The organism is Pseudomonas sp. TE3911 (assembly GCF_054062775.1).
The window spans coordinates 1,807,567-1,833,992 of sequence record NZ_JBSSFP010000001.1; the positions used below are offsets into that span (position 1 = coordinate 1,807,567).

Sequence of the window (26,426 nt, forward strand, 5' to 3'; positions counted from 1 at the left end):
CGCGAGGTTTTTTTGCTGGGCAATGGCCTACTTGGGATAGAGCGGCGGCAGGCTGGTGGTGTCGGTCGTTGAGTCCAGCTCGCGTTCGGCGATTGGGATGGCTTTTATCGCGCGCCATAGGTCTTCGCCCAGCCAGTATTGGCCGCTCTCGCTGTACAGCGCGCCGTTGAGCCCATCCAACGCGTCCGACAACGGCACAAAGCGCGCCGCCATGTCGGCCAGGGTTTCCGGTTGTTGGCGTGCCCAGGCGTCGAGCGCCTGGCGGGTGGCCTGGGGGTCGTTGGCCTGGGTCGCGCGTTTGAGGTCGTCGAGCAAGGTGCGCGGGCTCGGGCCGGTTTGTGCGGCGCGCAGTACCGCCGGTTGCCGGCGCGCACGCCACCACAGGCCGAAGCCCAGCAGCGTGGTGCAGGCCAGGATCAGCGTACTCAGTTGCCACAGCCACAAACGGCTGTCGTCCGGCGCGGTGATGATGGTCGGCGTGGCGGGGGTGTCCACCACCAGGCTGGGGTTGTTGGCCACTTGCAGCGTGCGGGCGGGCAGGCTGGTGCGTTCGAGGTGGTCTTCGTGGGTGTTCCACCACACCACTTCCACGGACGGCAGTTCCAGCGGGCCGACCCGGTTGGGCACCAGGGCTTCGCGGTCTTCGCGGCTGCCGATCAGGCCACGGTCGCTGGTCTGGTTGCCGAGCACCGGTTGGTCGGGATAGCGGCGCAGGCCATTGATGTCGGTGCTGGGCAAGGCTGGCAGTTGGGCACTGGACAGGCCCTCGGCCTTGACCGTGAGGCTGCGGGTCAAGGAGTCGCCGACTTGCACATGTTCAGGTTCTGGGTTCCAGGCCTCGGTCAGCGTCAGGCTGCGCGCCGGCAACCAGGGCGTGTCGGCGGGATACAACTCTGGCTTGGGTTTGACCTGCAACGTCAGCGGCGCCGAGCTCACGTGGATCAGCTTGCCGGGCTTGGTGCCCTGAAGGGTGTTTTCCTGAGGCGGGCGCGATTCCACCAGCGTGGCGCTGAAGGTCTGCGTCGGCAGTTCCAGGGCGCCGCTGTGCTGCGGGTAGATCGCATAGCGGGTTTCGATCACGCCATGGCGGATGCTGTTGATGACTTTTTCGTACGTGCGCGACTCGCCCAGTTGTTCCACGCGGGCATCCGGAATCTGCAACGGCGTGAGGCTGCTGTCGTCATACAGCGACACCGAGTGGTAAACACGTACGGTCAGCAGCGCCTGGGCCTGCACGTACACGCTGGTCTGGTCGAGGTTGGCTTCGATAAAGACGGGTGCCAATTCGGCATTGCTGTTCTGGCTGGCGGTTTCCACCACTTGCAGGCTGATGGGTTGGGTCGTGTAGTCGCCCACTTGCAAGGGGGGGATCACCACCGTGCCGTTTTCCTTGGGCAGCAAGGTAATGATCCAGCGCGTGGTGGCGTGGTTATCGCCGCCCAGGGTGGTGAGCTGGTTGAGCTGGCGGGTGCCGCTGACTTCAAACTGCGCGTCCAGGGGCGAAAGGTCGGGCTTGCCGAATTGGGTGACGTCACTCGATTCCACCGTCAGTTCCACCGTTTCCCCGGAATTGAGGCGGCTGCGGTCGACGCTGGCGACCAGGTTCGCCGCCTGGGCGTGGCCTGCCGTCAACGCGAGCAGAAGCAGAAGGGTGGTGCGGCGGCTCATCGAGTCTTGTCCTGATGTTGTTGCTGTTCGTACCAGAATTTGCGTCGCAGCAGTTCGCCGGGGTTGTCCGGGATCTCCTGCAGCCATTGTTCCAGGGCTTGGCGACGTTCACCGTCGAGGCTTGCGTCGTTAGGGCGCAGCGGCGGGGTGGTGGTTTGCTCGTCGCCCAGTTCGCTGCCCGGCACTTCGTTGCCGCCGGTTTGCGGTGTGGCGCCAGTCTGGGTATCACCGGTGCCTGCTTCGCCTTGGCCCTGGGACGACTGCTCGCCGCCAGTGGCATTCTGCCCGCTGGCGCCCGGTTGCGCAGTTTGGCCGGGTTGGGTGGATTCGTCATCCTCGTTTTTTGCCGGCTGTTCTGGCTCGGGCTTTGCCTGTTCCTGCATCAGGGATTCCACCAGAGCCTTGTTTTTCAGGGCCGGTTGCAGGTCAGGTTGGGCTTCTAGGGCTTGTTCGTAGGCGTCGATAGCCGCTTCCAGTTCGCCGGATTTGGCCAACGCGTTACCGCGATTGTAGTGAGCGTAGGCGTCATTGCCTTCGGCAAACCGCTTGATGGCTTCGGCATAGTTGCCAGCTTCGTACAGGGCAACGCCTTGCCATTGCACGTCCTGAAAGTGTTCGGCGGCTTCGGCGGGGCGTTTTTTCTTCAGCAGGTATTGGCCTTGCTGGTCGGGACGCAGCCACAAATCCTGGAGTTCAAAGGCGTAGCTCGGCTGCGGCGCTGCCATTAGCAGCAAGGGCAGGCAGAACAACCAGCCACGGCGCCCGGCGCAAGCGGCGAGCAGCAGCAACGGGAGGAGCAGCCAGTAACCCTGGTCGGCCCAGGTGTCGAGGTGCAGCAACTGGCCGTCATTGCGCAGGGCTTGCGGCGGGTCGAGTACGCCGAGCTGGCGCAGGTCTTTATCGTCGAGGCGTGCGGCACGGTAACGCCCGCCCATTTCGCTGGCGAAGGCTTTGAGCGTGGGGCTGTCGAGGCGTGGTACCAGAATCGCACCGTGTTCGTCCTTGAGAAATTCGCCGCTTTCCTGGGTGACCGGCGTGCCTTCGCGGCTGCCGATGCCGAGGATCGACAGGGGTGGCGACTGGTTACTTTGCAGCAGCAGGCGAATGCCTTGGCGCTCCTGCTTGGACAGGGATGAGCCGATCAGCAGCAGGCGCCCTTGGCCGAGACCGCTGTGCTTGAGCAGGTCGAGGGCTTTCTGTACTGCCAGGTCGGCGCGGTGGCCGGGTTCGGGCATGATCGAGGGGCGCAACGCTTCGAGCAGGTTGCGGCTGGTGCCCAGGTCGTCCGAGAGTGGCACCAGTGTGTGTGCGCTGCCGGCATACACAACGATGGCGGTTTGCGCGTCGGTGCGCGCTTGCAACAAGTCATACAGCTTGCGGCGTGCCTGTTCCAGGCGGTTGGGCGGGCTGTCGGTGGCGAGCATTTCCGGGGTCAGTTCCAGCAGTACCACCAACGGGTCGGACGGCTTCTGACTGGTTTGTTCAACCCGTTGCCAACTGGGGCCAAGCAATGCCAGCACGGCCAACAGCCAGGCGATACCGAGCACCACCCACGGCGATTTACTTTCGCGGCCGTTGCCACCGCTGAGCAGCACGGCGTGGAAGGCCGGCGGCAGGATCATCTGCCAGCGCCCGGCGCGTTTTTGGCGGTGCCACAGTTGCCACAGCAACCAGCCGAGCAACGGCAACAGCAACAGCCACCAGGGGCGGAACCAGTGCGGCCAGAGGTCGATCATCGACGCCTCCGCAAACGCAGGCGTTTAAGGCGCTGGCGCCATTCAGGGCTTTGTTGCAGGAAGATCCCCTTGCTCGACAATTTGCTGAACCAGCGTTGCAGGGCGTTGTTGGGCCAGCGTTCCTGGATCACCAGCAACATGCTCAGGAGCAGCGCCAGGGCCAGCGGGCCGCTGTACAACGCCAGCGCCGGGCGGGCTTGGGTTGGTTGCTGTTCGACGGGCTCCAGTTGGTCGAGGGTTTCCTTGATGGTTTGCAGTTCTTCGCCGTCGCGGGCACGGAAATATTGCCCGCCGGTGGCGTTGGCAATGGCCTTGAGCGCCGGTTCGTCGAGGTCCAGGCTTGGGTTGACGCCGAGAATGCCCAGGGATCCGGTTTGCTCAGGGTCAGCGCCGATACCGATCGGGTAGATCTTCACGCCTTCTTCGGCAGCCAGGCGCGCGGCGGTCAGTGGATCGATCTGACCCGCGTTGTTGGCGCCGTCCGTGATCAGAATCAGCACACGGCTTTGCGCCGGGCGCTGGCGCAGGCGCTTGAGGGCCAGACCAATGGCATCGCCAATGGCGGTATTTTTGCCGGCGATGCCGATGCGCGCTTCATCCAGCCAGGTACGCACGGTGCGGCGGTCAAACGTCAGCGGCGCTTGCAGGTAGGCTTGGCTGCCGAACAGGATCAGGCCGACACGGTCGCCGTCGCGGTGCTCAAGGAAGTCACCGAGGAGGTTCTTGACCAGGGTTAAGCGGCTCACGTCCTCGTCCCGCCAATGCATATCGGGGAAATCCATGGAACCGGACACGTCGACCGCCACCAGCAGGTCGCGACCACTGGCGGCAATCGGCAGTGGTTCGCCGAGCCACTCAGGACGTGCGGCGGCGGTCAACAGCAGCAGCCACAGCACCACAAAAGGGGCTTGTTGGCGCCAGCCCGGCAAGTTGACGCGGGCGCGGCGCTTGGCCAGGCCTTCGAGATCACTGAGGTAGCTGACTTTCAGTGCCGGCTCGCCGCTGTCGGCCACAGGCAGGATAAGCCGCATCAACCAGGGCAACGGCAACAGGACGAAGATCCACGGCCAGGCGAACTCAAACATGTTTGCGAATCCAGGTGTCGACGGCTTGGGTCAGGCCGGCGATGGCCTTGTCGTCGAGTTTGCATTCGGGTTTATAGGCGCCTTCCACCAGTACCATCCAGCGGGTGAGGCCGGCAGCCGGGCAGCGGTTGTCGAGGAACGCCAGCCATTTGCGCCCATTGAGGGTGTGGCTCTGGCTGTAAGGGTAGTCGTTGCGGCACAGGCGCTTGAGCAGGCCATTGAGTTGTTGCAGCCAGGCACCGGCGGGCGCGCCGTCATAGGGTTTGGGCATGAGGGCCAGTTCTGCCAGTGCGGCGATGCGCAGCGGGTCCAAGGGTTGTTCGGCGCGTGCCACTGGGCGTCGCGCAGGGAGGAAGCGGCGCAAGGACCAAAGCCCCCAACCCAGCAACGGGATCACCAGCAGCAACAGCCACCAACCCGGTGCAGGCGGCCAGAAGCCGATGCTTGGCGGGGCGATCAGCGGTTGCAGTTGGTCAAGGCTGCTCATTGTTTTTTGGCCGGGCGTTGCGGGTTGAGGTATTCGCGCAGTTGCTCGACCATTTCGCTCTGGGTGCTCAAGGGCATCAGCAGTATTCGCAGTTTTTGCGCGAGCAGTTCCCAACGGGCGATGCGTGCTTCAGCTTGGGCCTTATAGGCTTGGCGCAAGTCGTAATTCAGCGTGTCCAGTTCCAGTTGCGCCCCTCTTTGCGCAAAACGCAGCAGCCCCGCGGCGGGCAGGGCGTGGTCCAGCGGGTCGGAGATCGGCAACAGCAGCAGGTCGCAATGGCGTGACAATAGGCTCAACTGTTGCTCGGCGCCCTCAGTGAGGGCGCGTTCATCGCAGATCACAATCACCAGGCTGCCAGGGCGCAGCACTTCGCGGCCACGGCGCAGGGCCATGCCCAAGGCATCGGCTTCGGGGCGGCTTTCGGTGTCCAGGCTCTGGTTGACGCGCACCAGGCGGTTAAGCAGTTGCAGTAGGCTTTGCTTGCTGCGCCGGGGTTTGATTTCGTAGTGCTCATTGTCTCCAAACACTAGCCCGCCGACCCGGTCGTTATGCCCCAGCGCGGCCCAGCCGATCAGGCTCGCCGCCTGGGCCGCGAGCACGGATTTGAACATCTGGCCCGAGCCGAAAAACAGCCGGCAGCTTTGCTCGACCATGATAAAAATCGGTCGCTCGCGCTCTTCGTGGAACAGTTTGGTGTGTGGTTCCTGGGTGCGGGCAGTCACGCGCCAATCGATGGTGCGCACATCGTCGCCAGCCTGGTATACGCGCACCTGGTCGAAGTCGACTCCGCGCCCGCGCAGTTTGGAGTGATGCAAGCCGATCAGCGGGCTGCGCTGGCTCGGCGTGGAAAACAGCTGCACTTCGCGCACGCGGTGGCGCATCTCAATCAACTCGCTGAGCGTGACGCGGATTCCATCGCTGGCATTCATCGAGTTCAAGCGACGGCAACGACGTCGAGGATGCGTTGCACCACACGGTCCTGGTCGATGCCAGCCGCTTCGGCTTCGAACGACAGGATGATGCGATGGCGCAGTACGTCGAACAACACCGCCTGGATATCTTCCGGGCTCACGAAGTCCCGTCCGGCCAGCCAGGCGTGGGCGCGGGCGCAGCGGTCGAGGGCGATGGAACCGCGGGGGCTGGCGCCGTAGGCGATCCACTCGGCCATCTCTGGGTCGAACTTGGCCGGGGTGCGTGTGGCCATGACCAATTGCACCAGGTATTCCTCCACCGCATCGGCCATGTACAGGCCAAGGATTTCTTTGCGCGCGGCAAAAATCGCCTGCTGGCTGACGCGGCGTTCGGGCTTGGTTTCACCATTGAGGGCTTCGCCACGGGCTTGTTGCAGGATGCGCCGCTCCACGGCGGCGTCCGGGAAGCCGATCTTGACGTGCATCAGGAAACGATCGAGCTGGGCTTCGGGCAGCGGGTAGGTGCCTTCCTGCTCTATGGGGTTTTGCGTGGCCATCACCAAAAACAGCGGCGACAGTTCGTAGGTGCTGCGTCCTACGCTGACTTGGCGCTCAGCCATGGCTTCGAGCAACGCCGATTGCACTTTGGCCGGCGCCCGGTTGATTTCGTCGGCCAGCACCAGATTGTGGAAGATAGGCCCTTGCTGGAACACGAAACTGCCGGTTTCCGGGCGATAGATCTCGGTGCCGGTGATGTCGGCGGGCAGCAGGTCAGGGGTGAACTGGATACGATGGAACTGCGCTTCGATACCTTCGGCCAGCTCTTTGATGGCCTTGGTCTTGGCCAAGCCTGGCGCGCCTTCGACCAGCATATGGCCGTCGGCGAGCAGGGCGATCAGCAGGCGATCAATGAGTTTTTCCTGGCCGAGAATCTGCGTAGAAAGAAAGGTTCGCAGCGCGAGCAGCGCTTCACGATGTTCCATCGATGACGGTTCCTGGAGAGATGAGCCTCTACGTCATGCAGCAAACGTCGGGCTGGGGCGCCTACTTTAATGCATGGCGGGGGGTGGCGACTAACGGCGCGCGGGGTATTTTCAGGAAAACTTGTAGGAATTTTGTTTAGGAAGCAGGAATGGGGTGAGCGGGCCTGTCCGCTCACCCCGGATGCTTCAAGGGCATGGCTCCCCGATTTTCCATTCTTTGCCCCATTGCGCGGAGTAAAGGTCCGGCGGCTTGTTCTGGCTATAGAAGTTATGTTCGTAGACCTTGTCTTTGTACAAGACTTTCTCCCAGGCGGTCTGGTAGGTCTTGGTCGGCGACCACGGCGGGGTGCTTCTGCAGTTATCTGCTTTGACGGTGATCGGCCGGTCCAGCCTTAGCGTACCTCCGCGCCCGTCACTGACCGCCACGCTGATGGTCGCGCGGGTGTCGCTGCTGACCGGGCGGGCAGTCACGCTGAGGGTGCGGGTATTGAGGGCGGTGGCGGTGAGGACGGTTGGGAGCGTCCAAGCGTACGTCATGGGGTCGCCATCCGGGTCGCTGGTGTTGGCGGTGAAATTCACGGTTTTGCCCGATTCGACCGTCTCATCGCCCTGCAGGCTGCCCACCGGCGGCCGGTTGACGGGGGCGCTGGCGTTCACTTTGACAGTGTGGCTTGCACTGGCGCTGGCGCCGCGTGCGTCGGTGACGGTCAACGTGATGCTGCGCGTACCGTCCGTGTTTGGCGCGACGAGCGTAGCGGTCGGCTGCGTCGACGTTGACGGGGTAAAGCCCGATGCGGTCCATGCATAGCGCAGGTCCTGGCCGGTGGACGAAACGCCCGACACTTGCAGCTGCTTGCCGGCTTCAACCGTGGATGGCGCGGTGATCCTGGCGACAACGGGTGATTCGCCACCACAGGTGCCCAGGCGACGCCAGGGTTTGGCGGCGCCGGTTTCAACAAAATTCAGGTCCGGGCGTGCGCCCTGGGACCAGTGCGCGACCTGATAGTTGTAACCGCTGTAGGAGACTTTTTCGCTGACATTGGAATACGCCTTGGTGGCGACCCACGCGGCGACGCAGTCACCGACCGGTGGCGTTTCGGTGGCTTTGATCGTGAGGTTTTCGACCAGCGTGATGCTGCGTGTGCCATCGGACACCAGCACTGATATAGACGTGCGGGTGTCGACAGGCATCACGGGTGCCGCCAGCGCAATGGTCGGCCCCTCACCGGTCGCGGGCGTGAAACCCGTGGCAGTCCAGCGATACGTCAGCGGTTTGTTAGTGGGTGATTCGGCGTAGACCTGCCCGGTGAATGCCGCCCCCGACTTAACCTCTTCGGGCAGGGCCAGGCGGCCGGTGGGCGGCTGGCCTGCGCCGTCGGCGAGCAGTTTCTTGATCGCTAAATCCAGGTCGGGCTGCACGCCGATCTCGGTGCGATTGCCGTTGGCCTGTGGGTAGCCGGTTTCGACGAGGATTCTGCGCAGTTCCTTGGGCGGGATGTTGCCCAGCCCGTTGGCTCGCGCCACGCCTTGTAACGACGCCATCACCCCGGCAATGATCGGGTTGGCTGACGAGGTGCCGCTGTACGTGTGGCTATAGCCGGTGGTGGGGTTGGAAGCACTCCACGTGGTCGTGGTCACGGAACCGCCCCAGCTGAACACGTCCACCCGGCTGCCGTATTGGGAAAAATACGACCTCAATCCGGTCTTCGGCTCGACGGCGCCGGCATAGACACTGCCGGAGTCGAATATGTTGCGATCGAACCAGCCGTTGAAGTAGGGGTGATCAAGATTGATGTTGCCGTTCGCCGCCGCCAATACCACGTGCAAACCTTTTTCCTCTGTCATGAAGGTGATGATGTCACGGACGGCCTTGCTGTACTCAAGGGGCATGAAGCAATCGGCGGCGCAGCCTACGCCGGGCAATGTCGCATATTTGAAGTGCACGCCTAACTGTACGACGTCGCCAGGACTGGAGCGCTCGGCCAGTTGCAGCAGTCGTGAGTCGCCATATTGGGTGTAGCCCAACTGCGTCTCGGGGACGATGCCGGTGGTTCCGAATCCATTTTCCCTGGAGGCGATGGTGCCGACGCTGGCCGTGTCATGGGCGCCAACGACGGCACCCTGGCTGATTTCCAGAAAAGGCTTAGGCAAGTCCAGATGGTTGTAGGACCAATGACTGATTTCCGAAGAAACTACTCGCATGTTTTCGCCCTTGCCGCCAGGAATTTTCCAGGCTTGCGTAGCATTTACACCGCCTATTCTGTAGGGCGCTAGCGCGGTCCTGTCATACAGATAGCCTTGGCGAGCAGTGTGGTCCGGAATGTCATTACGCAGGCTTTCCATCGCCGGCGTGCCGTTATCGTTTTCCATTCCATCGACCTGCGGCTCGAAGTCGACGTCTTCAATCGCCGGGTCCTGCTTGAGCTTCGCAGCCAGTGCCTGGGCCTGGTCAGGTGTCAGGTGCTGGGTGTCGATAATGTAATAGCGGTCCAGCCGATGCCGCTGCAAGGCCTGAAATCCCTCCAGCGTACGCGTCTTGGAAGGCGGCACCAGCGCCTTGATGTTGGGTACATGGGTCTGGAAGGTGCTGGACGGGTCGTAGGTGTCCTGGAAATGCCTCGACGTCGAGCCATCGTCCTTGAGCAGCAGGACCAGATGTGAATAACCAGCGTTGGCAGGCGCTGCCGACAACGCCGAGGAAGCCGCGCCCAAAAGGACGATGGCGAGAAGCTTGCTGATGGATTTCATCGGAGCACCTGTGCAGTCACCGTGATTTCAATCAGCTAAGGCGCAAAACCGAAGGCGGGATACTGTTAGAAATAACAGTCACGACAAACGGTCAAGGCCCTCGATCTTGACTGCGCAGGGGGTTGAAGGCCCCGGTTTCAGGCGCGAGCGTAGGTGCCAGTGCCCTTGAGGATGTTCTGCAGAGTTGCTTCCACTTCTGCCATATCTGCCACTGCTGTGGCGTGGCTGATCTCCAATTTATCCTTGCCACCGAGGGCGTCGGCATCGCCGGCGGCCAGTTCCACGGTCAGGGTCGTGTCGCTCAGGGTGATTTTCAGGCCATCGAGGGTTGAAGGCCCGTAGTCCCAGGTGAGTTCCACTTCGTCTTCATCGGGGTAGCGGGTCAACATGAACATTTCGCCGTTCTTGCCGTGGCAGCAGAGCATGGCCATGTTGTCTTCTTCGTCGTCGCACGGTGTGGCCATCAGGGCGTCGGTTTTGATTTGCAGCATGGGGAATCCTGTCTGGGGGAGGGCATCGCGTGGGCAATTGTGCCATTGCCGCGAATTTTGTGCTTCTTCCTGTGTCAGACTCAGGGCATGACCTGGCATGGAGAATCAGTCATTTTCGACACTCACCCCCGAACAATCAGGCGTTTTTTCACCCGAAATCACGGGTTGCCCAAGTTGCAACCGCGAGCCTGCTTACCGATGACCGAATATGTCGCAGCTTCGCAAGCAGCGCGCTTCCCTCAGTCGTTAAGCTGCGCAACGGATGCAGTTCTCGTTCCACAGCCTGCCAGGCGTCTGACCTGCCCGTCGTACCGTCACCCGGCAGGGTGCGCATCTTATGGAAGTTGTATGTGACCTCATTGTCTTGTCCAGCTTCACCCTCCTGTCATCCTGATTCGTCTATGGTGCTTTAGTTACCGGCGAACAGAGCTGACGGTCTCCCCGCAAGGGGATAACACGCGACGCTTCCATCAATAACAAGCCCAAGCGGAGTACCACAGATGGCGTTCTTCACCGCAGCCAGCAAGGCCGACTTCCAGCATCAACTGCAAGCGGCACTGGCGCAGCACATCAGCGAACAGGCACTGCCACAAGTGGCGCTGTTCGCTGAACAATTCTTCGGCATCATTTCCCTGGACGAACTGACCCAGCGTCGCCTTTCCGACCTGGCCGGTTGCACCCTGTCTGCCTGGCGCCTGCTTGAGCGCTTTGATCACACCCAGCCACAAGTGCGGGTCTACAACCCCGATTACGAACGTCATGGCTGGCAGTCGACCCATACCGCGGTCGAAGTGCTGCACCATGACCTGCCGTTTCTGGTGGACTCGGTGCGTACCGAGCTGAACCGTCGCGGCTACAGCATTCACACCCTGCAAACCACCGTGCTGAGTGTGCGTCGTGGCAGCAAAGGCGAGTTGCTGGAAATCCTGCCGAAAGGCACGCAGGGCGACGACATCCAGCAAGAATCGCTGATGTACCTGGAAATCGACCGCTGCGCCAACGCCGCCGAACTGAACGTGCTGAGCAAAGAGCTTGAGCAGGTTCTGGGTGAAGTGCGCGTGGCCGTGGCCGATTTTGAACCGATGAAAGCCAAGGTCCAGGACCTGCTGGCCGGTATCGACGCCAGCCAGTTCGGTATCGATGGCGAAGAAAAAGCCGAGATCAAGAACTTCCTGGAGTGGCTAGTGGGCAACCACTTCACCTTCCTGGGCTATGAAGAATTCGTGGTACGTGACGAGGCGGACGGTGGTCATATTCAATATGACGCCAGTTCCTTCCTCGGTCTGACCAAGCTGCTGCGTGCTGGCCTGACCGCCGATGACCTGCGCATCGAAGACTACGCTGTGTCTTACCTGCGTGAACCGACCGTGCTGTCGTTCGCCAAGGCTGCGCACCCAAGCCGTGTTCACCGCCCGGCCTACCCGGACTACGTATCGATCCGTGAGATCGATGCCGACGGCAAGGTCATCAAGGAACATCGCTTCATGGGCTTGTACACCTCGTCGGTGTATGGCGAAAGCGTGCGAGTCATTCCGTACATTCGTCGCAAAGTGGCCGAAATCGAACGCCGTTCGGGCTTCCAGGCCAAGGCGCACTTGGGCAAGGAGCTTGCCCAGGTCGTTGAAGTACTGCCCCGTGACGACCTGTTCCAGACCCCGGTCGACGAGCTGTTCAGCACTGTGATGTCGATTGTGCAGATTCAGGAACGCAACAAGATCCGCGTGTTCCTGCGCAAAGACCCGTACGGTCGTTTCTGCTACTGCCTGGCCTATGTGCCGCGCGACATCTATTCCACCGAAGTGCGCCAGAAGATCCAGCAAGTGCTGATGGATCGCCTGAAAGCCTCGGACTGCGAGTTCTGGACCTTCTTCTCCGAGTCCGTACTGGCCCGTGTCCAGTTGATTCTGCGGGTAGACCCCAAGAACCGCCTCGACATCGACCCGCTGCAACTGGAAAAAGAAGTGGTGCAGGCCTGCCGCAGCTGGCAGGACGACTACTCCAGCCTGGTGGTCGAAAGCTTCGGCGAAGCCCAGGGCACCAATGTGCTGGCGGACTTCCCGAAAGGCTTCCCGGCCGGCTACCGCGAGCGTTTTGCCGCGCATTCAGCCGTCGTCGACATGCAGCACCTCAACAGCCTGACCGAAGCCAACCCGCTGGTGATGAGCTTCTATCAGCCACTGGGCCAGGTCTCCGGCCAACGCGAGCTGCATTGCAAGCTCTACCACGCCGACACCCCGCTGGCGCTGTCCGACGTACTGCCGATCCTGGAAAACCTCGGCCTGCGCGTGTTGGGTGAATTCCCTTACCGACTGCGCCACGCCAATGGCCGTGAGTTCTGGATCCATGATTTTGCGTTCATCGCCGCCGAAGGCGTGAACCTGGATATCCAGCAGCTCAACGACACCCTGCAAGATGCGTTCGTGCACATCGTCCACGGCGATGCCGAGAACGATGCGTTCAACCGTCTGGTATTGACCGCCGGACTGCCATGGCGCGACGTCGCGCTGCTGCGTGCCTACGCCCGTTACCTCAAGCAGATCCGCCTGGGCTTCGACTTGGGTTACATCGCCAGCACCCTGAACAACCACACCGACATCGCCCGCGAGTTGACCCGGTTGTTCAAAACCCGCTTCTACCTGGCGCGCAAGCTCACCGCCGATGACCTTGAAGACAAGCAGCAACGGTTGGAGCAAGCGATCCTCACGGCCCTGGACGACGTTCAGGTGCTCAACGAAGACCGCATCCTGCGTCGCTACCTTGACCTGATCAAGGCCACCCTGCGTACCAACTTCTACCAGACCGACGCCAACGGCCAGAACAAGTCGTACTTCAGCTTCAAGTTCGACCCGCGCGCCATTCCCGAGCTGCCTAAGCCGGTGCCGAAGTTTGAAATCTTCGTGTACTCGCCACGGGTCGAAGGTGTGCACCTGCGCTTTGGTAACGTCGCTCGCGGCGGCCTTCGCTGGTCCGACCGTGAAGAAGACTTCCGCACCGAAGTGCTCGGCCTGGTAAAAGCCCAGCAAGTGAAGAACTCGGTGATCGTACCGGTGGGCGCCAAGGGCGGCTTCCTGCCGCGTCGCCTGCCACTGGGCGGCACGCGGGATGAAATCGCGGCCGAGGGTATTGCCTGCTACCGCATCTTCATTTCGGGCCTGTTGGACATCACCGACAACCTCAAGGACGGCGCTCTGGTGCCGCCGGCCAACGTCGTGCGTCATGACGACGATGACCCGTACCTCGTCGTAGCAGCCGACAAGGGCACCGCGACCTTCTCCGACATCGCCAACGGCATCGCTATCGACTACGGCTTCTGGCTGGGTGATGCGTTCGCATCCGGTGGTTCCGCCGGTTACGACCACAAGAAAATGGGCATCACCGCCAAAGGCGCGTGGGTCGGTGTGCAGCGTCATTTCCGTGAGCGCGGCATCAACGTGCAGGAAGACAGCATCACCGTGGTGGGCGTCGGCGATATGGCCGGTGACGTGTTCGGTAACGGCCTGTTGATGTCCGACAAGCTGCAACTGGTCGCAGCCTTCAACCACCTGCACATCTTCATCGATCCAAACCCGAACCCGGCGACCAGCTTCGTCGAGCGTCAGCGTATGTTCGAGCTGCCGCGTTCGGCCTGGACCGACTACGACACCAGCATCATGTCCGAAGGCGGCGGTATCTTCTCGCGCAGCGCGAAGAGCATTGCCATCTCGCCGCAGATGAAAGAACGCTTCGACATCTCGGCCGACAAGCTGACCCCGACCGAACTGCTGAACGCCTTGCTCAAGGCGCCGGTGGACCTGTTGTGGAACGGCGGTATCGGTACGTACGTCAAGGCCAGCACCGAAAGCCACGCCGATGTCGGCGACAAGGCCAACGACGCGCTGCGCGTCAACGGCAACGAACTGCGCTGCAAGGTGGTGGGCGAGGGCGGTAACCTCGGTATGACCCAGCTGGGTCGTGTGGAATTCGGCCTCAATGGCGGCGGTTCCAACACCGACTTCATCGACAACGCCGGTGGTGTGGACTGCTCCGACCACGAAGTGAACATCAAAATCCTGCTCAACGAAGTGGTGCAGGCCGGTGACATGACCGACAAGCAACGCAACCAGTTGCTGGCGAGCATGACCGACGAAGTCGGCAACCTGGTGTTGGGCAACAACTATAAGCAAACCCAGGCCCTGTCCCTGGCTGCCCGCAAGGCTTACGAGCGAGCAGCCGAGTACAAACGCTTGATGAGCGACCTGGAAGGCCGTGGCAAGCTGGACCGCGCCATCGAGTACCTGCCGACCGAGGAGCAGCTCGCCGAGCGCGCCGCCAACGGCAAGGGCTTGACCCGTCCGGAACTGTCGGTGCTGATCTCGTACAGCAAGATCGACCTCAAGGAAGCATTGCTCAAGTCCCTGGTGCCGGATGACGAGTACCTGACCCGTGACATGGAGACCGCGTTCCCACCGAGCCTGGTCGCCAAGTTCGGCGAGGCCATGCGTCGTCACCGCCTGAAGCGTGAGATCGTCAGCACCCAGATCGCCAACGACCTGGTTAACCACATGGGCATCACCTTCGTTCAACGACTCAAAGAGTCGACCGGCATGAGCCCGGCGAACGTGGCCGGCGCTTATGTGATCGTGCGCGACATCTTCCACCTCCCGCACTGGTTCCGCCAGATCGAAGCCCTGGACCACCAGGTCTCCGCTGACGTGCAATTGCAGTTGATGGATGAGCTGATGCGCCTGGGCCGCCGCGCTACGCGTTGGTTCCTACGCAGCCGTCGCAACGAGCAGGACGCTGGGCGTGACACCGCGCACTTCGGTCCGCACCTGGCCGCACTGGGCCTCAAGCTCGACGAACTGCTGGAAGGACCGACCCGCGAAGGCTGGCAGAAACGCTATCAGGCTTACACTGAAGCGGGCGTGCCGGAGTTGTTGGCGCGTATGGTTGCAGGCACTACTCACCTGTACACCCTGCTGCCAATCATCGAAGCCGCTGACGTAACCGGGCATGACGCCGCCGAAGTGGCCAAGGCCTACTTCGCCGTAGGCAGCGCTCTGGACTTGCCATGGTACCTGCAGCAGATCAGCGATCTGCCAGTGGCCAACAACTGGCAGGCTGCGGCTCGCGAAGCGTTCCGCGACGACGTGGACTGGCAGCAACGGGCGATTACCATTTCTGTCCTGCAAATGGCCGACGCGCCACAAGACATGGAAGCCCGCGTGGCCCTGTGGCTTGAGCAGCACAAGGACATGGCGGATCGTTGGGTGGCCATGATGGTGGAGATTCGTGCTGCGGTCGGTACGGACTACGCCATGTATGCGGTCGCCAACCGTGAGTTGCTGGACTTGGCCTTGAGTGGGCCGTCGGTGCTGCAACCGGCTTGATTTAGCGCCTGAAACAAAAGCCCCTGCATTGTGAGATGCAGGGGCTTTTTGTTGGAATGCCCTTTATCAAACACCCCAAAAACTGTGGGAGGGGGCTTGCCCCCGATAGCAGAGTGTCAGCCAGCCTCTTCATGACTGGCCCACCGCTATCGGGGGCACGCCCCCTCCCACATTTTGATCTCGTTTTATCTGGAGATTAATGGTGTTTCAGCAACTTGGCTTCCAGATGATCCAGGTGTTGGCTCATCAGCGCCACGGCGGTGCTTGAGTCGCGTTGCTCCACCGCATCCACAATCGCCACATGCTCCTGCCACGCGCAATACGTGCAGGCTTTTGCTTCGAATTGGGCAATGATCAACGACGTCAACGGCACCAGGCTGTTGAGGAACTGCGCCAACGGACCATTCCCCGCCATCACCGCCAGTTGCAGGTGAAACTCCCCCGACAAGCGAATCGCCGGCCCACGCTGGTCGCGTTCAATGCACTCGCGTTCGCGAGCAATCAACTCGCGCAGTTGGCGTATCTGCGTCGCCGTGGCCTGGGCACACGCCAGTTGCACCACGGTGATTTCGGTCATGCGCCGTGCTTCGAGGATCTGCCGCGTCTGCTGTGCGTCCGGTGCCGCTACTTGAGCGCGCTGGTTGGGACGCAGGATGATCACTTGCTGATGAGACAGCTTGGCCAATACGCGGCGAATCACACTGCGGCTCACGCCAAAGGTTTCACCCAGGCTTTCTTCTGTAAAGCGGCTGGCCGGGGCGATGCGTTGTTCGAGGATCGCGTCGAACAGCCGTGGGTAGATGTCATCCACCGTTGGCTTTTTACCGGCTACCAGGCGCAGGGCGGGGAGGAAGGGCTCGCGGTGCAGGGCGTGGGCGGTCATGGTCGTCTCCAAAAAGTCAGCTGCCCAGATGGTCGTCCGGGATGTTCAAGCGAATACCCATGCGCAGGCCTTCCTGGAGGATGTGCTTGCGCATTTCTGCGCTGGCCAGGGCGCTGTTCTTGTTGCGTATGGCGCGCACCACCGCGTCGTTTTCCTGCAGGCGCTCGGCCAGGTGTTCAGGAGAGTTGCGCAGAACCTGGGCGCTTTGCTTGAGGGCGTTGCTGGTCTGTTGCACCACGTTCTGGAAAATCGGGTTGGACGTGAGCGCGAAGAGTTCTTCGTGAAAGCCGATGTAGGCGTTCATGCCTGCTTCGGCGTCACCAGCGTCGAGAGCCTCGCGCATGTCCATTAGGGTCAAGCGCAATTGGCCGACTTCCTTGCTGCTGATGGACTGGGCCACAAGGCCGACGATGAAGGGTTCGAGGGTGTAGCGCAGTTGCAGGAGGTCTTCGAGACTGGCGTCGGCCACGGCGTCGCTGGATTGGGGTTCACTGACGCTGGTTTCGAGCACGACCACGCCTTTGCCGGGCATGGAGCGCACCAGGCCGAGGGTTTCCAGCACGATCACCGCTTCGCGCAGACTGGGGCGGCTGATGCCCATCTGTTCGGCCAGTTCGCGCTGGCCGGGCAGCATTTCGCCCCGGCGCCACTGACCTCGCGCCAGGGCGGCGCGGAGTTTTTCTACGACTGAATTGACGACCGTTGAGGTGCTGATCACGTCGATACTTCCTTAATGTTGCTAATACAGTCATGTGGGAGGGGGCTTGCCCTCGATGGCCGTGGATCAGTTACAGATCTATCAACTGACCGTCCTCATCGGGGGCAAGCCCCCTCCCACATTAGCCAGTGTTGCCCATGAGACAGCGTTAGAATTCCTGGTGGGCCGGCAGCACCGGTTTCTTGGCCTGGAAGGCATACCCTTGCTGGCCGTCCAACACCTTGTTGGCGCGCTGGATATCGATGTCTTTTTCCCAGCGTGCGATGGCCACGGTGGCGACGCAGTTGCCGATCAGGTTAGTCAGTGCGCGGCCGATGCCCATGAACCAATCCACCGCCAATACCAGCACCAGGCCCACTACCGGAATCGCCGGGATTGCTGTCAGCGTTGCCGCCAGAATTACCAGCGCAGAGCCGGGAATCCCGTGGGCGCCTTTGGAGGTGATCAACGACACGAGCAGGATGGTCAGCAAGTCAGTCATCGACAGCGGCGTGCCGGTGGCGTTGGCGATAAACACGATGGCCAGGGTCAGGTAGATCGAGAAACCGTCGAGGTTGAACGAATACCCCGTTGGAATCACCAGGCCCACGGTGGAGCTACCAATGCCCAGGTGTTCGAGTTTGCGCATGACCTGCGGCAGCACGGCATCGGAGGAGGCGGTCCCCATCACGATCAGCAGTTCTTCGCGCAGGTACTTAAGCAACGGCAGCATGCGCAGGCCCGACAGGCGCATTACCAGGCCCAGGATCAGTCCGACGAAGGCAAAGCAGGTCAGGTAGAACAGGCCAACCAGGCTGCCCAGGTGTTGCAGGGAGTCCAGGCCGTAAGTGCTGGTGGTGAAGGCAATCGCGCCGAACACACCGATTGGCGCCAGGCGCACGATCATGCCCATGATGCGGAAGATCACGTGGCTAAGCTCATTGATCAGCCGTGTGATGCCTGAGGCCGCTTCGCCCACCAGGTTCAGCGCGCTGCCAAACAGCACCGAGAACAGCAGCACTTGCAGCACGTTGTTGTCGGCAAAGGCGCCGATCACCGAGTTGGGGATCAGGTCCATCAGGAACTGGCTGGTGCCCTTGATGTGCTGGCCCTTGTCGGCCAGTTCATTGAGGCCGGCGGAGGAGAGCTGCTCCAGGTGGATATTGGCACCTTGGCCGATACCGGTGCTGAAGGCCATGACCAGGCCGATCACCAGGGCGATGGTGGTGAGGATTTCAAAGTAGATCACCGACTTGAGGCCGATTCGTCCGACTTTCTTCAAGTCGCCGGCGCCGGAAATGCCACTGACCACGACGCAGAACACGATCAGGCCAATCAGCATTTTGATCAGCTTGATAAAGCCGTCACCCAGGGGTTTGAGTTGCGAGGAGAATTCGGGAAGGGCCAGGCCGCAGATGATGCCAAGCATCAGGCCAATTACGACTTGCAGGAAAATCGAACGCGAGCACCATCTGAGCATGGGAGGGATCTCTATTCGGTGCCCTGGTGGTTCCAGGGCTTAATTGTTGTGGTCATACCGGTAAGTCCAGTGCGGGGCCAGTCTACGCCGGGTTTTTTCGAAATCACAAGTCATTATTGGTTGATTGACAAGTCCCGGTCTGACCAGTTGGTCGCTGAGGGCGATGCTTGAGCGGTTGGCGGGCTGGAAAAATTTTCGTCTATCATCCGCCGCTCGGCTTATGAGGTGATGGATGGACACTCCAGGATTGACCACTGACGCAGCGGGCCACACCCATTGCAGCTGGCGCACCTCGGCGCCGGAATATCCGCGTTACCACGACCAGGAATGGGGTGTGCCGGTGGCGGACGATGTCCAGCTGTACGAGAAAATTTGCCTGGAAGGCTTTCAGGCGGGGATGGCGTGGATCACCATTTTGCGCAAGCGCGAGCAGTTTCGTGCGGCGTTCGAGGGCTTTGATTTTCGTCGGGTGGCGCAGTACGGCGAGGCTGATATAGAGCGGCTGATGCAGGATCCGGGGATTGTGCGTAATCGGGCCAAGATCGTGTCCACCATCAACAACGCGCGCAGGGCCTGTGAGCTGGTGGATGAAACCGGATCGCTGGCGCGGTGGTTGTGGGCGTTCGAGCCGGGTGATGAAGAGCGCCCGGCGGTGGTGGACCTGGCTTACTGGACGGGCAACCCCACCTCATCGGCCTCGGTGCGACTGTCCAAGGCCCTTAAAAAACGTGGCTGGACCTTTGTAGGTCCGACCACGATGTATGCGCTGATGCAGGCGATGGGGATGGTCAATGATCACCTTGAGGGCTGTGTGTGCCGGTCAAGGATCGAAGAACTGCGCTGCCTATTCAAACGCCCCTAGTCCCTGACTCAACGCGGTCAAAACTGTGGGAGGGGGCTTGCTCCCGATAGCGGTAGTTCAGCCAAATGGGTGTCGTGACGCACTGCTATCGGGAGCAAGCCCCCTCCCACATTTAGCGACCGCCCATACTTCTGATAGATGTCTTAGCTGATCATTTTGGAAGAGGGGTCAGCACCTCGGCCTTGTCATCCAACACCATCACCACCAGTAACTTCGCTGGCTGGGTCTGGCTGGCATTGCTGGATTCAAAGTGCCGCGAACCCGCGGGCTCGTAGAACGATTCGCCGACCTTGTAGGTTATCGCCTTCTCATCATTGACTCGCGAAGTGATCGCGCCCTCCAGCACATAGGCCACCGCCGTCCCCGTATGGCTATGGGGAACGGTGGCCTGGCCGGGGGCGTAATCAACGGTGAGCATGATGGTTTTCTTGCCGGGCACGTTGGTCAGGGCGTGCTCCTGCAGCACCTTGATCGACTCCTGGTTGTACACCGGTTCGTGGGCAAAGGCGCTGAGTGAAGCGAGCATCAGGGTGGTGGCGAGCAGGCGTTTCATGTTCGGGTTTCCGAGTAGTTCGAGACCTGTCCACCCTACGCCGCAGAACCTGGCCGACCAATGACCAATCCGCCGGAAAAGCCCCTAGCCAATCTGTTTGAGAATGTCGCGCACTTTGTCCAGCGCCGGGTCTATATCCAGGGTTTCGATGGCGCCGAATCCAATAATCAGCCCAGGGCGCACCGGTGCGTCGTGGAAGAACACATCAAGCGGGTATAAACCCACTTCGGCCTCACGCGCCAATGTCATCAGCAACGGAATGCTCACCGGCACCTTGCACAGCGCCGCCATATGAAACCCCGCCACGGTGGGCACGGCTTCGAACCACGGCGACAAATCCCCGGCCAGTCGTTGCAGGATGCGCTCACGACGCCCGGCATATACGGAGTGGCAGCGGCGGATGTGTTTGAGCAGGTAGCCTTCGCTGATGAACTTGGCCAGCGCCCATTGCGGCAAGGTGGAGCTGTGCTGGTCGGTCAATTGCTTGGCCTTGAGTACCGCGCCGTGGATCGCCGGCGGCAGCACCAGATAGCCCAGGCGCAGTTCGGGCAGCAGGGTTTTGGAGAAGGTGCCGACGTAAGTGACTACGCCGCGGGTGTCCATGCTTTGCAGGGAGTCGGTGGGGCGGCCTTCGTAGCGGAATTCACTGTCGTAGTCGTCCTCGATGATGATCGCCCCCAGGTCGAAGGCGCGGACCAGCAAGGCTTCACGGCGCGCCAGGCTCATGGGCATGCCGAGGGGGAACTGGTGGGAGGGGGTCACATAGATCAAGCGGGTGCCGTCGGGGATCTGATCCACCTGAATGCCTTGGTCATCCACTGGCACACTGGCGACGCGGGCGCCCATCGCCTGGAACAACTGGCGTGCGGGGCTGTAGCCAGGGTCTTCCATGGCGACGATGCTGCCTGGTTCCAGCACCACGCGGGCCAGCAGGTCCAGCCCTTGTTGCGCGCCATTGGTGACCACGATGTCGTCATCGCGGCATTTGACGCCTCGGGAAAAGGCGATATGCCCGGCGATGGCACTGCGCAGTGCCGGCAAGCCTTCGGGTTGGCTGTAGAAGCCGCTGTTCTGGGCAATGCGGCGCAGGGCGTCCTGGGTGCAGCGTCGCCATTCGTCTTGTGGGAACTGATTGCGGCTGGTGGCGCCGCCGAGAAATTCGTAGCGCAGGAGGTTGTCGCGTGTGGGGTGGCGCATCGGCGAGGGCAGCGCCTGCCATTTAGCCAGGTTGTTGGCGCAGGCCAGGTCGGTGGCAGTTTGCAGGCGATCCGCTGGGGGCGCCCAAGCGTTAACGAAGGTGCCACGACCGATCTTTCCCACCAGCAAGCCTTCATAGGTCAACGTGGCGTAGGTATCGGACACGGTCTTGCGCGATACGCCCAACTGCTCGGCCAGCAGGCGGCTGGGCGGCAGTTGCGCGCCTGCCGCGAGACGCCCGGCCGCAATGGCTTCGCGCAATTGCTGATAAAGCTGGGCCGCCAGGTCCTTGCGGCCTTTGATGACGATGTGCAGTTCCATGTTTCACTCTGAGACAAATCGATCTACGCCAAGGTTACGCGTAAATCGACCTGTAGAAACCCGGGCGAAGTCAGGAGAGGAAACCACCGTCTACATTCAGCGACACACCGGTGGTGTAGCTGGACGCGTCACTCGCCAGAAACAGCACCGCGCCGGCCATCTCGCTTGGGTCGGCCACACGCTTGAGCGGGATCTGCGCCAGGGCCATTTTCAGGATCGCATCGTTTTTCACCAGCGCCGAGGCGAACTTGGTGTCCGTCAGGCCCGGCAGCAGGGCGTTGCAACGGATGCCGAATTCAGCGCATTCCTTGGCGAACACTTTGGTCATGTTGATCACCGCGGCCTTGGTCACCGAGTAGATGCCTTGGAAGACACCCGGCGAGATGCCGTTGATCGAGGCCACGTTGATGATGCTGCCGCCGCCGTTTTCGCGCATCAGCTTGCCGGCTTCCACCGACATGAAGAAGTAGCCGCGAATGTTCACGTCAACGGTCTTCTGGAACGCGCCCAGATCGGTGTCCAGCACGTTGCAGAACTGCGGGTTGGTGGCTGCGTTGTTGACCAGAATATCCAGGCGGCCGAACTGCTCGCGAATGCCGGCGAACACCTGGCTAATCTGCTCCATTTCACCAATATGGCAGGCAACCGCAGTGGCCTTGCCGCCGTCGGCGATGATTGCGTCGGCCACATGCTGGCAGCCTTCTAGCTTGCGGCTGGAGACGATCACATGGGCGCCTTGCTGGGCCAGCAACTTGGCGATGGCCTCACCGATGCCACGGCTGGCGCCGGAGACAAACGCAATTTTGCCGTCGAGGTCGAACAGATGAGTCTTGGACATGGGGGTTCCTTGTTTTTGTGCGATCAGAGGGCTGATTTAGCGATTACCTTCAGGCTCATTTGCTCCAGCAGTGAGTTCATCTGAATGAACTGAGCAAAGCGTTTGTCCTGGGTCTGGCCATGGAAGAAACGGTAGTAGATCTGCTGAACGATGCCGGCCAGGCGGAACAGGCCGTAGGTGTAATAGAAGTCGAAATTATCGATCTGGATGCCCGACCGTTCGGCGTAGTAGTCGACGAACTCGCGGCGGGTGAGCATCCCGGGCGCATTGCTTGGCTGGCGGCGCATCAGTTGCACCGGCGCGGGGTCGGCGGCCTCTATCCAGTAGGCGAGGGTGTTGCCCAAGTCCATCAGCGGATCGCCGAGTGTGGTGAGCTCCCAGTCCAGTACGCCGATGATCTGCATCGGGTTGTGCGGGTCGAGGATCACGTTATCGAAGCGGTAGTCGTTATGCACGATGCTTGATGTCGGGTGGTCGGCCGGCATCTTGTCGTTGAGCCAGGCCCGCACTGCCTCCCATTTGGGCGCATCGGGGGTCAGGGCCTTTTCGTAGCGGTCGCTCCAGCCGCGAATCTGGCGTGCCACATAGCCTTCGGGTTTGCCCAGGTCGGCCAGTCCGCAGGCGGTGTAGTCGACTTGGTGCAGCTCGACGAACTTGTCGATAAAGCTTTTGCACAGTGCTTCGGTCTTGGTTGCATCCAGCCCCAGCTCAGGCGGCAGGTCGGAGCGCAGGATGATGCCCTTGACGCGTTCCATCACGTAGAACTCAGCGCCGATCACCGACTCATCGGTGCAATGCACATAGGCTTTGGGGCAATACGGGAAGCCATCTTTTAGCTGATTGAGAATGCGGAATTCACGGCCCATGTCATGGGCTGACTTGGCCTTGTGACCGAAGGGCGGGCGGCGCAGGACGAATTCCTGCCCAGGGTATTCCAACAGGTAAGTCAGGTTGGACGCGCCGCCGGGGAACTGGCTGATCGCAGGCGTGCCGCTCAGGCCCGGGATATGGGCCTTGAGATAGGGATCGATCAGGCCAGCGTCAAGTTCTTCGCCTGGGCGAATCTGGGTCGATTGGTCGTTCAGCGCCATGCTTATCCCTTCTGCTTATTCTAAAGGCCTTGGACTATTTCCTAATCTAATGCGCACGACCGCCCAGCGACAAGGTCGGGGCGGCTTAATAGGTTAGCGTGTTGGATGATGATCAGCGTGCCTGATTGGTCATTTTACGGGCGCGGGTAACGCGACCGGCGTGAGCACTGGTCGGCCGGCGAAGTACTCCACCAGATTGTCGGCCACCCGTTGCACGGTGTCGTGAGCGGCTTCCGGTGAAAGGCCGGCCACATGGGAGGTGAGTACGGTATTGCTCAGGTGCTTGAGGGCGTCGGGCACCTTGGGTTCGTCGTCGAATACATCCAGCGCAGCCCCGCCAATGCGGCGCTGTTCAAGGGCGGTGATCAGGTCGGCGGTAACCACCACGCTGCCACGGCCAATATTGACCAAGTAGCCATTCGGCCCCAGAGCATCCAGGGCGTGACGATCAATCAGGTGACGGGTGCTCGGGCCACCGGGCGTGGCCAGGATCATGAAGTCCGAAGTGCGCGCCAGCTCCACGGCGCTGGCGCAGTAGGTGTAGTCCACATCTTCACGGGGCTGACGGTTGTGATAGCTCACTTCCATACCGAATCCGAGGGCGGCGCGCTTGGCGATTTCCAGGCCCACGGCGCCCAAGCCAAGAATGCCCAGTTGCTTGCCGCCCAGGGAAGGGCGCATCACCTTGGGCCATTCACCGCGCCGCACGGCGACGTCGGTCTGCGGGATGCCGCGCACCAGGGACAGCAACAGCGCCATAGCGTGGTCCGCCACCGACGGCGCATTCACCCCGGCGCCGTTGGTCACGACAATCCCACGATTGCTGGCGGCCTGCAGGTCAACATGTTCGTAACCGGCGCCGATCACACAGATGATTTCCAGCAGCGGCAGCGCAGCGATTTCGTCGGCGTAAAGGCCCAGGGGGCCGCGGGTCAACACGGCGTTGATCTGGCCGCCATGGCGCTTGATGGCTTGGGCACGTTCGGCTGGAGTTGGCGCCAGGATCACATGAAAGTCATTGCTCTCGATGATTTGCAGGTAGTCGTTGATGGTTTCAACCAGGACCAGAACAGTGGTGGTCATCGGACGGCTCTTCCTTGTGGGGCGGGATGGAAGAGAGAGTATGCGACATTTTATAGGGCGGTGATGCAAGGTCCGCAGGGGGCGGGTAGAGGGCCGTGAATCCATAGCATGGATCCACGCCCTGGTGAGTCGCGCAGTCTTAGCCGATGCGAGGCATTGGGATCATTGTGTTGTTCGGTTTGGGCGCAGCAGCGTATTCAATGCCGTTAAAAGGGAAGCTGGGAGGCTGCTGTGGCTTGGGCTTATCTTGTGCCGCGATTTGATCGGCAATATGCATCGCCACGCTGTCGACCAAGTGGCCGGCGTGGGACAGATTGAGGTTTGAAATCGTCATGGTTGAATCTCCAAGGTTCGTGATAAGGCTCCCTCTGAGTGGGCGAAACAGGCGTCACGTTCCTGACTGGAACAAATTGTCGTCAATTGGATTGATCTGCTTCGTACAACCATTCCTCAGCTAAGTCTTTGCTTATTCAAAAGAATCCCGGACAATCCGGCCCCTTCTATGGTCGGGGCGCTGCCTGTCAGGTTTTTCTGACTCGTCCCGGCCGTGTAAATGCGGAGATCCGACCGGATGAATGATCAGGCCAATAGCGTCGACGAACGCTATGCAACGACACCTGCAACCCTCACAAGCTGGAGCCGCCAGGACACCACCTGGATGCTTGGCCTGTTCGGCACCGCCATTGGCGCCGGTACCTTGTTCCTGCCAATCAACGCCGGCCTGGGCGGTTTCTGGCCGCTGGTGATCCTGGCAGTGCTGGCGTTTCCGATGACCTTCTTTGCCCACCGTGGGCTGACCCGTTTTGTGCTCTCCGGCCGTGAAGGTTCGGACATTACTGATGTGGTCGAAGAGCATTTCGGTATCAAAGCGGGTGCACTGATCACCTTGCTGTACTTCTTCGCGATTTTCCCGATCCTGCTGATCTACAGCGTGGCCCTGACCAACACGGTCAGCAGCTTTATGGAGCACCAGTTGCACATCATGCCGCCGCCACGGGCGCTGCTGGCGTTTGTGCTGATCCTCGGCTTGCTGGCGGTGGTGCGTTGCGGCGAACAAGTGATCGTCAAGGCCATGAGCATGATGGTGTACCCGTTTATCGTCGCCTTGCTGTTCCTTGCGGTGTACCTGATCCCGCATTGGAACGGTGGCATCCTCAGCACCGCGAGTGTGGTCCCGGCGCCTTCGGCCTTGCTCAATACCCTGTGGCTGGCGATTCCGGTGATGGTGTTCTCGTTCAACCACTCCCCGATCATCTCGGCGTTCGCGGTTGACCAGAAGCGCCAGTACGGCGAACACGCCGATGAGCGCAGTTCGCAGATCCTGTCCCGCGCGCACCTGTTGATGGTGGTGATGGTGCTGTTCTTCGTGTTCAGCTGCGTGCTGACCCTGTCGCCGGCCCAGTTAGCTGAAGCGAAGGCGCAGAACCTGTCGATCCTGTCGTACCTGGCCAACCACTTCAACAACCCGACCATCGCGTTCGCTGCACCGTTGATCGCGTTCGTGGCGATTGCCAAGTCGTTCCTCGGTCATTACATCGGCGCGAGCGAGGGCCTCAAGGGTCTGGTGCTCAAAAGCGGTCGCCGTCCAGCTGCGAAGACGCTGGACCGTATGACTGCGGGCTTCATGCTGGTGGTGTGCTGGATCGTCGCCACGCTGAACCCCAGCATCCTCGGCATGATCGAGACCCTGGGCGGGCCAATCATTGCGTCGATCCTGTTCCTGATGCCGATGTACGCGATCCGCAAGGTGCCGGCCATGGCCAAGTACCGTGGGCACGCGTCCAACGTGTTTGTCACCGCAGTGGGCCTGGTGGCAATTACTGCATTGATTTACTCGCTGCTGTCCTGAACCCAGGGCTCACGCAAGCAAGCCGATTCGCGCATAGCGCGAATCGGCTTTTTTTTGCCCGCGCAAAAGCTGATGCGGCTCAACCGCAGCCGAG

General features: G+C 61.2%; 20 protein-coding genes. 3 read left to right on the forward strand and 17 right to left on the reverse strand.

The window, feature by feature from the left end:
* Nucleotides 1-27: 27 nt before the first annotated feature.
* The 8 genes from ACVWXD_RS08300 to ACVWXD_RS08335 all read right to left on the reverse strand — a co-directional run bounded on the left by ACVWXD_RS08300 (nucleotide 28) and on the right by ACVWXD_RS08335 (nucleotide 10,109).
* Nucleotides 28-1,668 (reverse strand): BatD family protein, encoded by a 1,641-nt coding sequence (locus tag ACVWXD_RS08300; protein WP_032887212.1) that lies wholly within the window; start codon nucleotides 1,666-1,668, stop codon nucleotides 28-30.
* Nucleotides 1,665-3,404, reverse strand: coding sequence for a tetratricopeptide repeat protein (locus ACVWXD_RS08305; RefSeq protein WP_032887211.1), 1,740 nt, complete (start codon nucleotides 3,402-3,404; stop codon nucleotides 1,665-1,667). Before ACVWXD_RS08305 ends, ACVWXD_RS08300 begins: the two co-directional genes overlap by 4 nt.
* The gene (locus ACVWXD_RS08310; RefSeq protein ID WP_032887209.1) at nucleotides 3,401-4,489 is read right to left on the reverse strand and encodes a vWA domain-containing protein; all 1,089 of its coding nucleotides are present in this window, start codon (nucleotides 4,487-4,489) and stop codon (nucleotides 3,401-3,403) included. The genes ACVWXD_RS08305 and ACVWXD_RS08310 overlap by 4 nt, the downstream gene beginning before the upstream one ends.
* Nucleotides 4,482-4,976, reverse strand: a complete 495-nt coding sequence (locus tag ACVWXD_RS08315) for a DUF4381 domain-containing protein (protein WP_032887208.1) — start codon at nucleotides 4,974-4,976, stop codon at nucleotides 4,482-4,484. The genes ACVWXD_RS08310 and ACVWXD_RS08315 overlap by 8 nt, the downstream gene beginning before the upstream one ends.
* The gene (locus ACVWXD_RS08320) at nucleotides 4,973-5,905 is read right to left on the reverse strand and encodes a DUF58 domain-containing protein (protein WP_032887206.1); all 933 of its coding nucleotides are present in this window, start codon (nucleotides 5,903-5,905) and stop codon (nucleotides 4,973-4,975) included. Before ACVWXD_RS08320 ends, ACVWXD_RS08315 begins: the two co-directional genes overlap by 4 nt.
* Nucleotides 5,906-5,910: 5 nt before the next feature.
* Nucleotides 5,911-6,870: an AAA family ATPase gene (locus ACVWXD_RS08325; protein ID WP_017739127.1), complete on the reverse strand. Its 960-nt coding sequence runs from the start codon at nucleotides 6,868-6,870 to the stop codon at nucleotides 5,911-5,913.
* 186 nt (nucleotides 6,871-7,056) lie between these two features.
* Nucleotides 7,057-9,618, reverse strand: coding sequence for a S8 family serine peptidase (locus ACVWXD_RS08330; RefSeq protein WP_457370854.1), 2,562 nt, complete (start codon nucleotides 9,616-9,618; stop codon nucleotides 7,057-7,059).
* A gap of 137 nt (nucleotides 9,619-9,755) precedes the next feature.
* On the reverse strand, nucleotides 9,756-10,109 hold the full coding sequence (locus ACVWXD_RS08335; protein WP_260368018.1) for a hypothetical protein: 354 nt from the start codon (nucleotides 10,107-10,109) through the stop codon (nucleotides 9,756-9,758).
* 500 nt (nucleotides 10,110-10,609) lie between these two features.
* On the opposite strand from ACVWXD_RS08335, the gene ACVWXD_RS08340 reads away from it, so the two are divergent.
* Entirely contained in the window at nucleotides 10,610-15,478 is a 4,869-nt protein-coding gene (locus ACVWXD_RS08340; RefSeq protein WP_032887202.1) for an NAD-glutamate dehydrogenase, read from the forward strand.
* A 196-nt stretch (nucleotides 15,479-15,674) separates the two neighbouring features.
* Here ACVWXD_RS08340 and ACVWXD_RS08345 read toward each other — a convergent pair whose 3' ends face one another.
* From ACVWXD_RS08345 to ACVWXD_RS08355, 3 genes are all read right to left on the reverse strand, one after another.
* A complete protein-coding gene (locus ACVWXD_RS08345) occupies nucleotides 15,675-16,361 on the reverse strand; it encodes a GntR family transcriptional regulator (RefSeq protein ID WP_260368019.1) in 687 nt (228 codons plus the stop codon).
* Between the two features lie 16 nt (nucleotides 16,362-16,377).
* Entirely contained in the window at nucleotides 16,378-17,079 is a 702-nt protein-coding gene (locus ACVWXD_RS08350) for a FadR/GntR family transcriptional regulator (RefSeq protein WP_095184588.1), read from the reverse strand.
* A gap of 148 nt (nucleotides 17,080-17,227) precedes the next feature.
* Complete coding sequence (locus ACVWXD_RS08355) at nucleotides 17,228-18,553, reverse strand: C4-dicarboxylate transporter DctA (RefSeq protein ID WP_177326439.1); 1,326 nt, start codon at nucleotides 18,551-18,553, stop codon at nucleotides 17,228-17,230.
* Between the two features lie 217 nt (nucleotides 18,554-18,770).
* Here ACVWXD_RS08355 and ACVWXD_RS08360 point away from each other — a divergent pair, with 217 nt between their 5' ends.
* The gene (locus tag ACVWXD_RS08360) at nucleotides 18,771-19,400 is read left to right on the forward strand and encodes a DNA-3-methyladenine glycosylase I (RefSeq protein WP_181643316.1); all 630 of its coding nucleotides are present in this window, start codon (nucleotides 18,771-18,773) and stop codon (nucleotides 19,398-19,400) included.
* 151 nt (nucleotides 19,401-19,551) lie between these two features.
* On the opposite strand, the gene ACVWXD_RS08365 is transcribed toward ACVWXD_RS08360, so the two are convergent.
* The 6 genes from ACVWXD_RS08365 to ACVWXD_RS08390 all read right to left on the reverse strand — a co-directional run bounded on the left by ACVWXD_RS08365 (nucleotide 19,552) and on the right by ACVWXD_RS08390 (nucleotide 24,817).
* Nucleotides 19,552-19,953: a cupin domain-containing protein gene (locus ACVWXD_RS08365; RefSeq protein WP_122753039.1), complete on the reverse strand. Its 402-nt coding sequence runs from the start codon at nucleotides 19,951-19,953 to the stop codon at nucleotides 19,552-19,554.
* An 84-nt stretch (nucleotides 19,954-20,037) separates the two neighbouring features.
* Nucleotides 20,038-21,471, reverse strand: coding sequence for a MocR-like pyridoxine biosynthesis transcription factor PdxR (pdxR, locus tag ACVWXD_RS08370; RefSeq protein ID WP_122756529.1), 1,434 nt, complete (start codon nucleotides 21,469-21,471; stop codon nucleotides 20,038-20,040).
* Nucleotides 21,472-21,541: 70 nt separating this feature from the next.
* Entirely contained in the window at nucleotides 21,542-22,309 is a 768-nt protein-coding gene (locus ACVWXD_RS08375) for an SDR family oxidoreductase (RefSeq protein WP_032887191.1), read from the reverse strand.
* A gap of 23 nt (nucleotides 22,310-22,332) precedes the next feature.
* Nucleotides 22,333-23,400 carry a phosphotransferase family protein gene (locus tag ACVWXD_RS08380; RefSeq protein ID WP_181643313.1) on the reverse strand — a complete coding sequence of 356 codons (1,068 nt, stop codon included), beginning with the start codon at nucleotides 23,398-23,400 and terminating at the stop codon, nucleotides 22,333-22,335.
* 129 nt (nucleotides 23,401-23,529) lie between these two features.
* A complete protein-coding gene (locus ACVWXD_RS08385; RefSeq protein ID WP_457370855.1) occupies nucleotides 23,530-24,483 on the reverse strand; it encodes a 2-hydroxyacid dehydrogenase in 954 nt (317 codons plus the stop codon).
* A 139-nt stretch (nucleotides 24,484-24,622) separates the two neighbouring features.
* A complete protein-coding gene (locus ACVWXD_RS08390; RefSeq protein WP_032887188.1) occupies nucleotides 24,623-24,817 on the reverse strand; it encodes a hypothetical protein in 195 nt (64 codons plus the stop codon).
* A gap of 237 nt (nucleotides 24,818-25,054) precedes the next feature.
* Between ACVWXD_RS08390 and ACVWXD_RS08395 the strand changes: the two genes are divergently transcribed.
* Nucleotides 25,055-26,332 (forward strand): serine/threonine transporter, encoded by a 1,278-nt coding sequence (locus ACVWXD_RS08395; RefSeq protein ID WP_032887187.1) that lies wholly within the window; start codon nucleotides 25,055-25,057, stop codon nucleotides 26,330-26,332.
* Nucleotides 26,333-26,426: the final 94 nt, after the last annotated feature.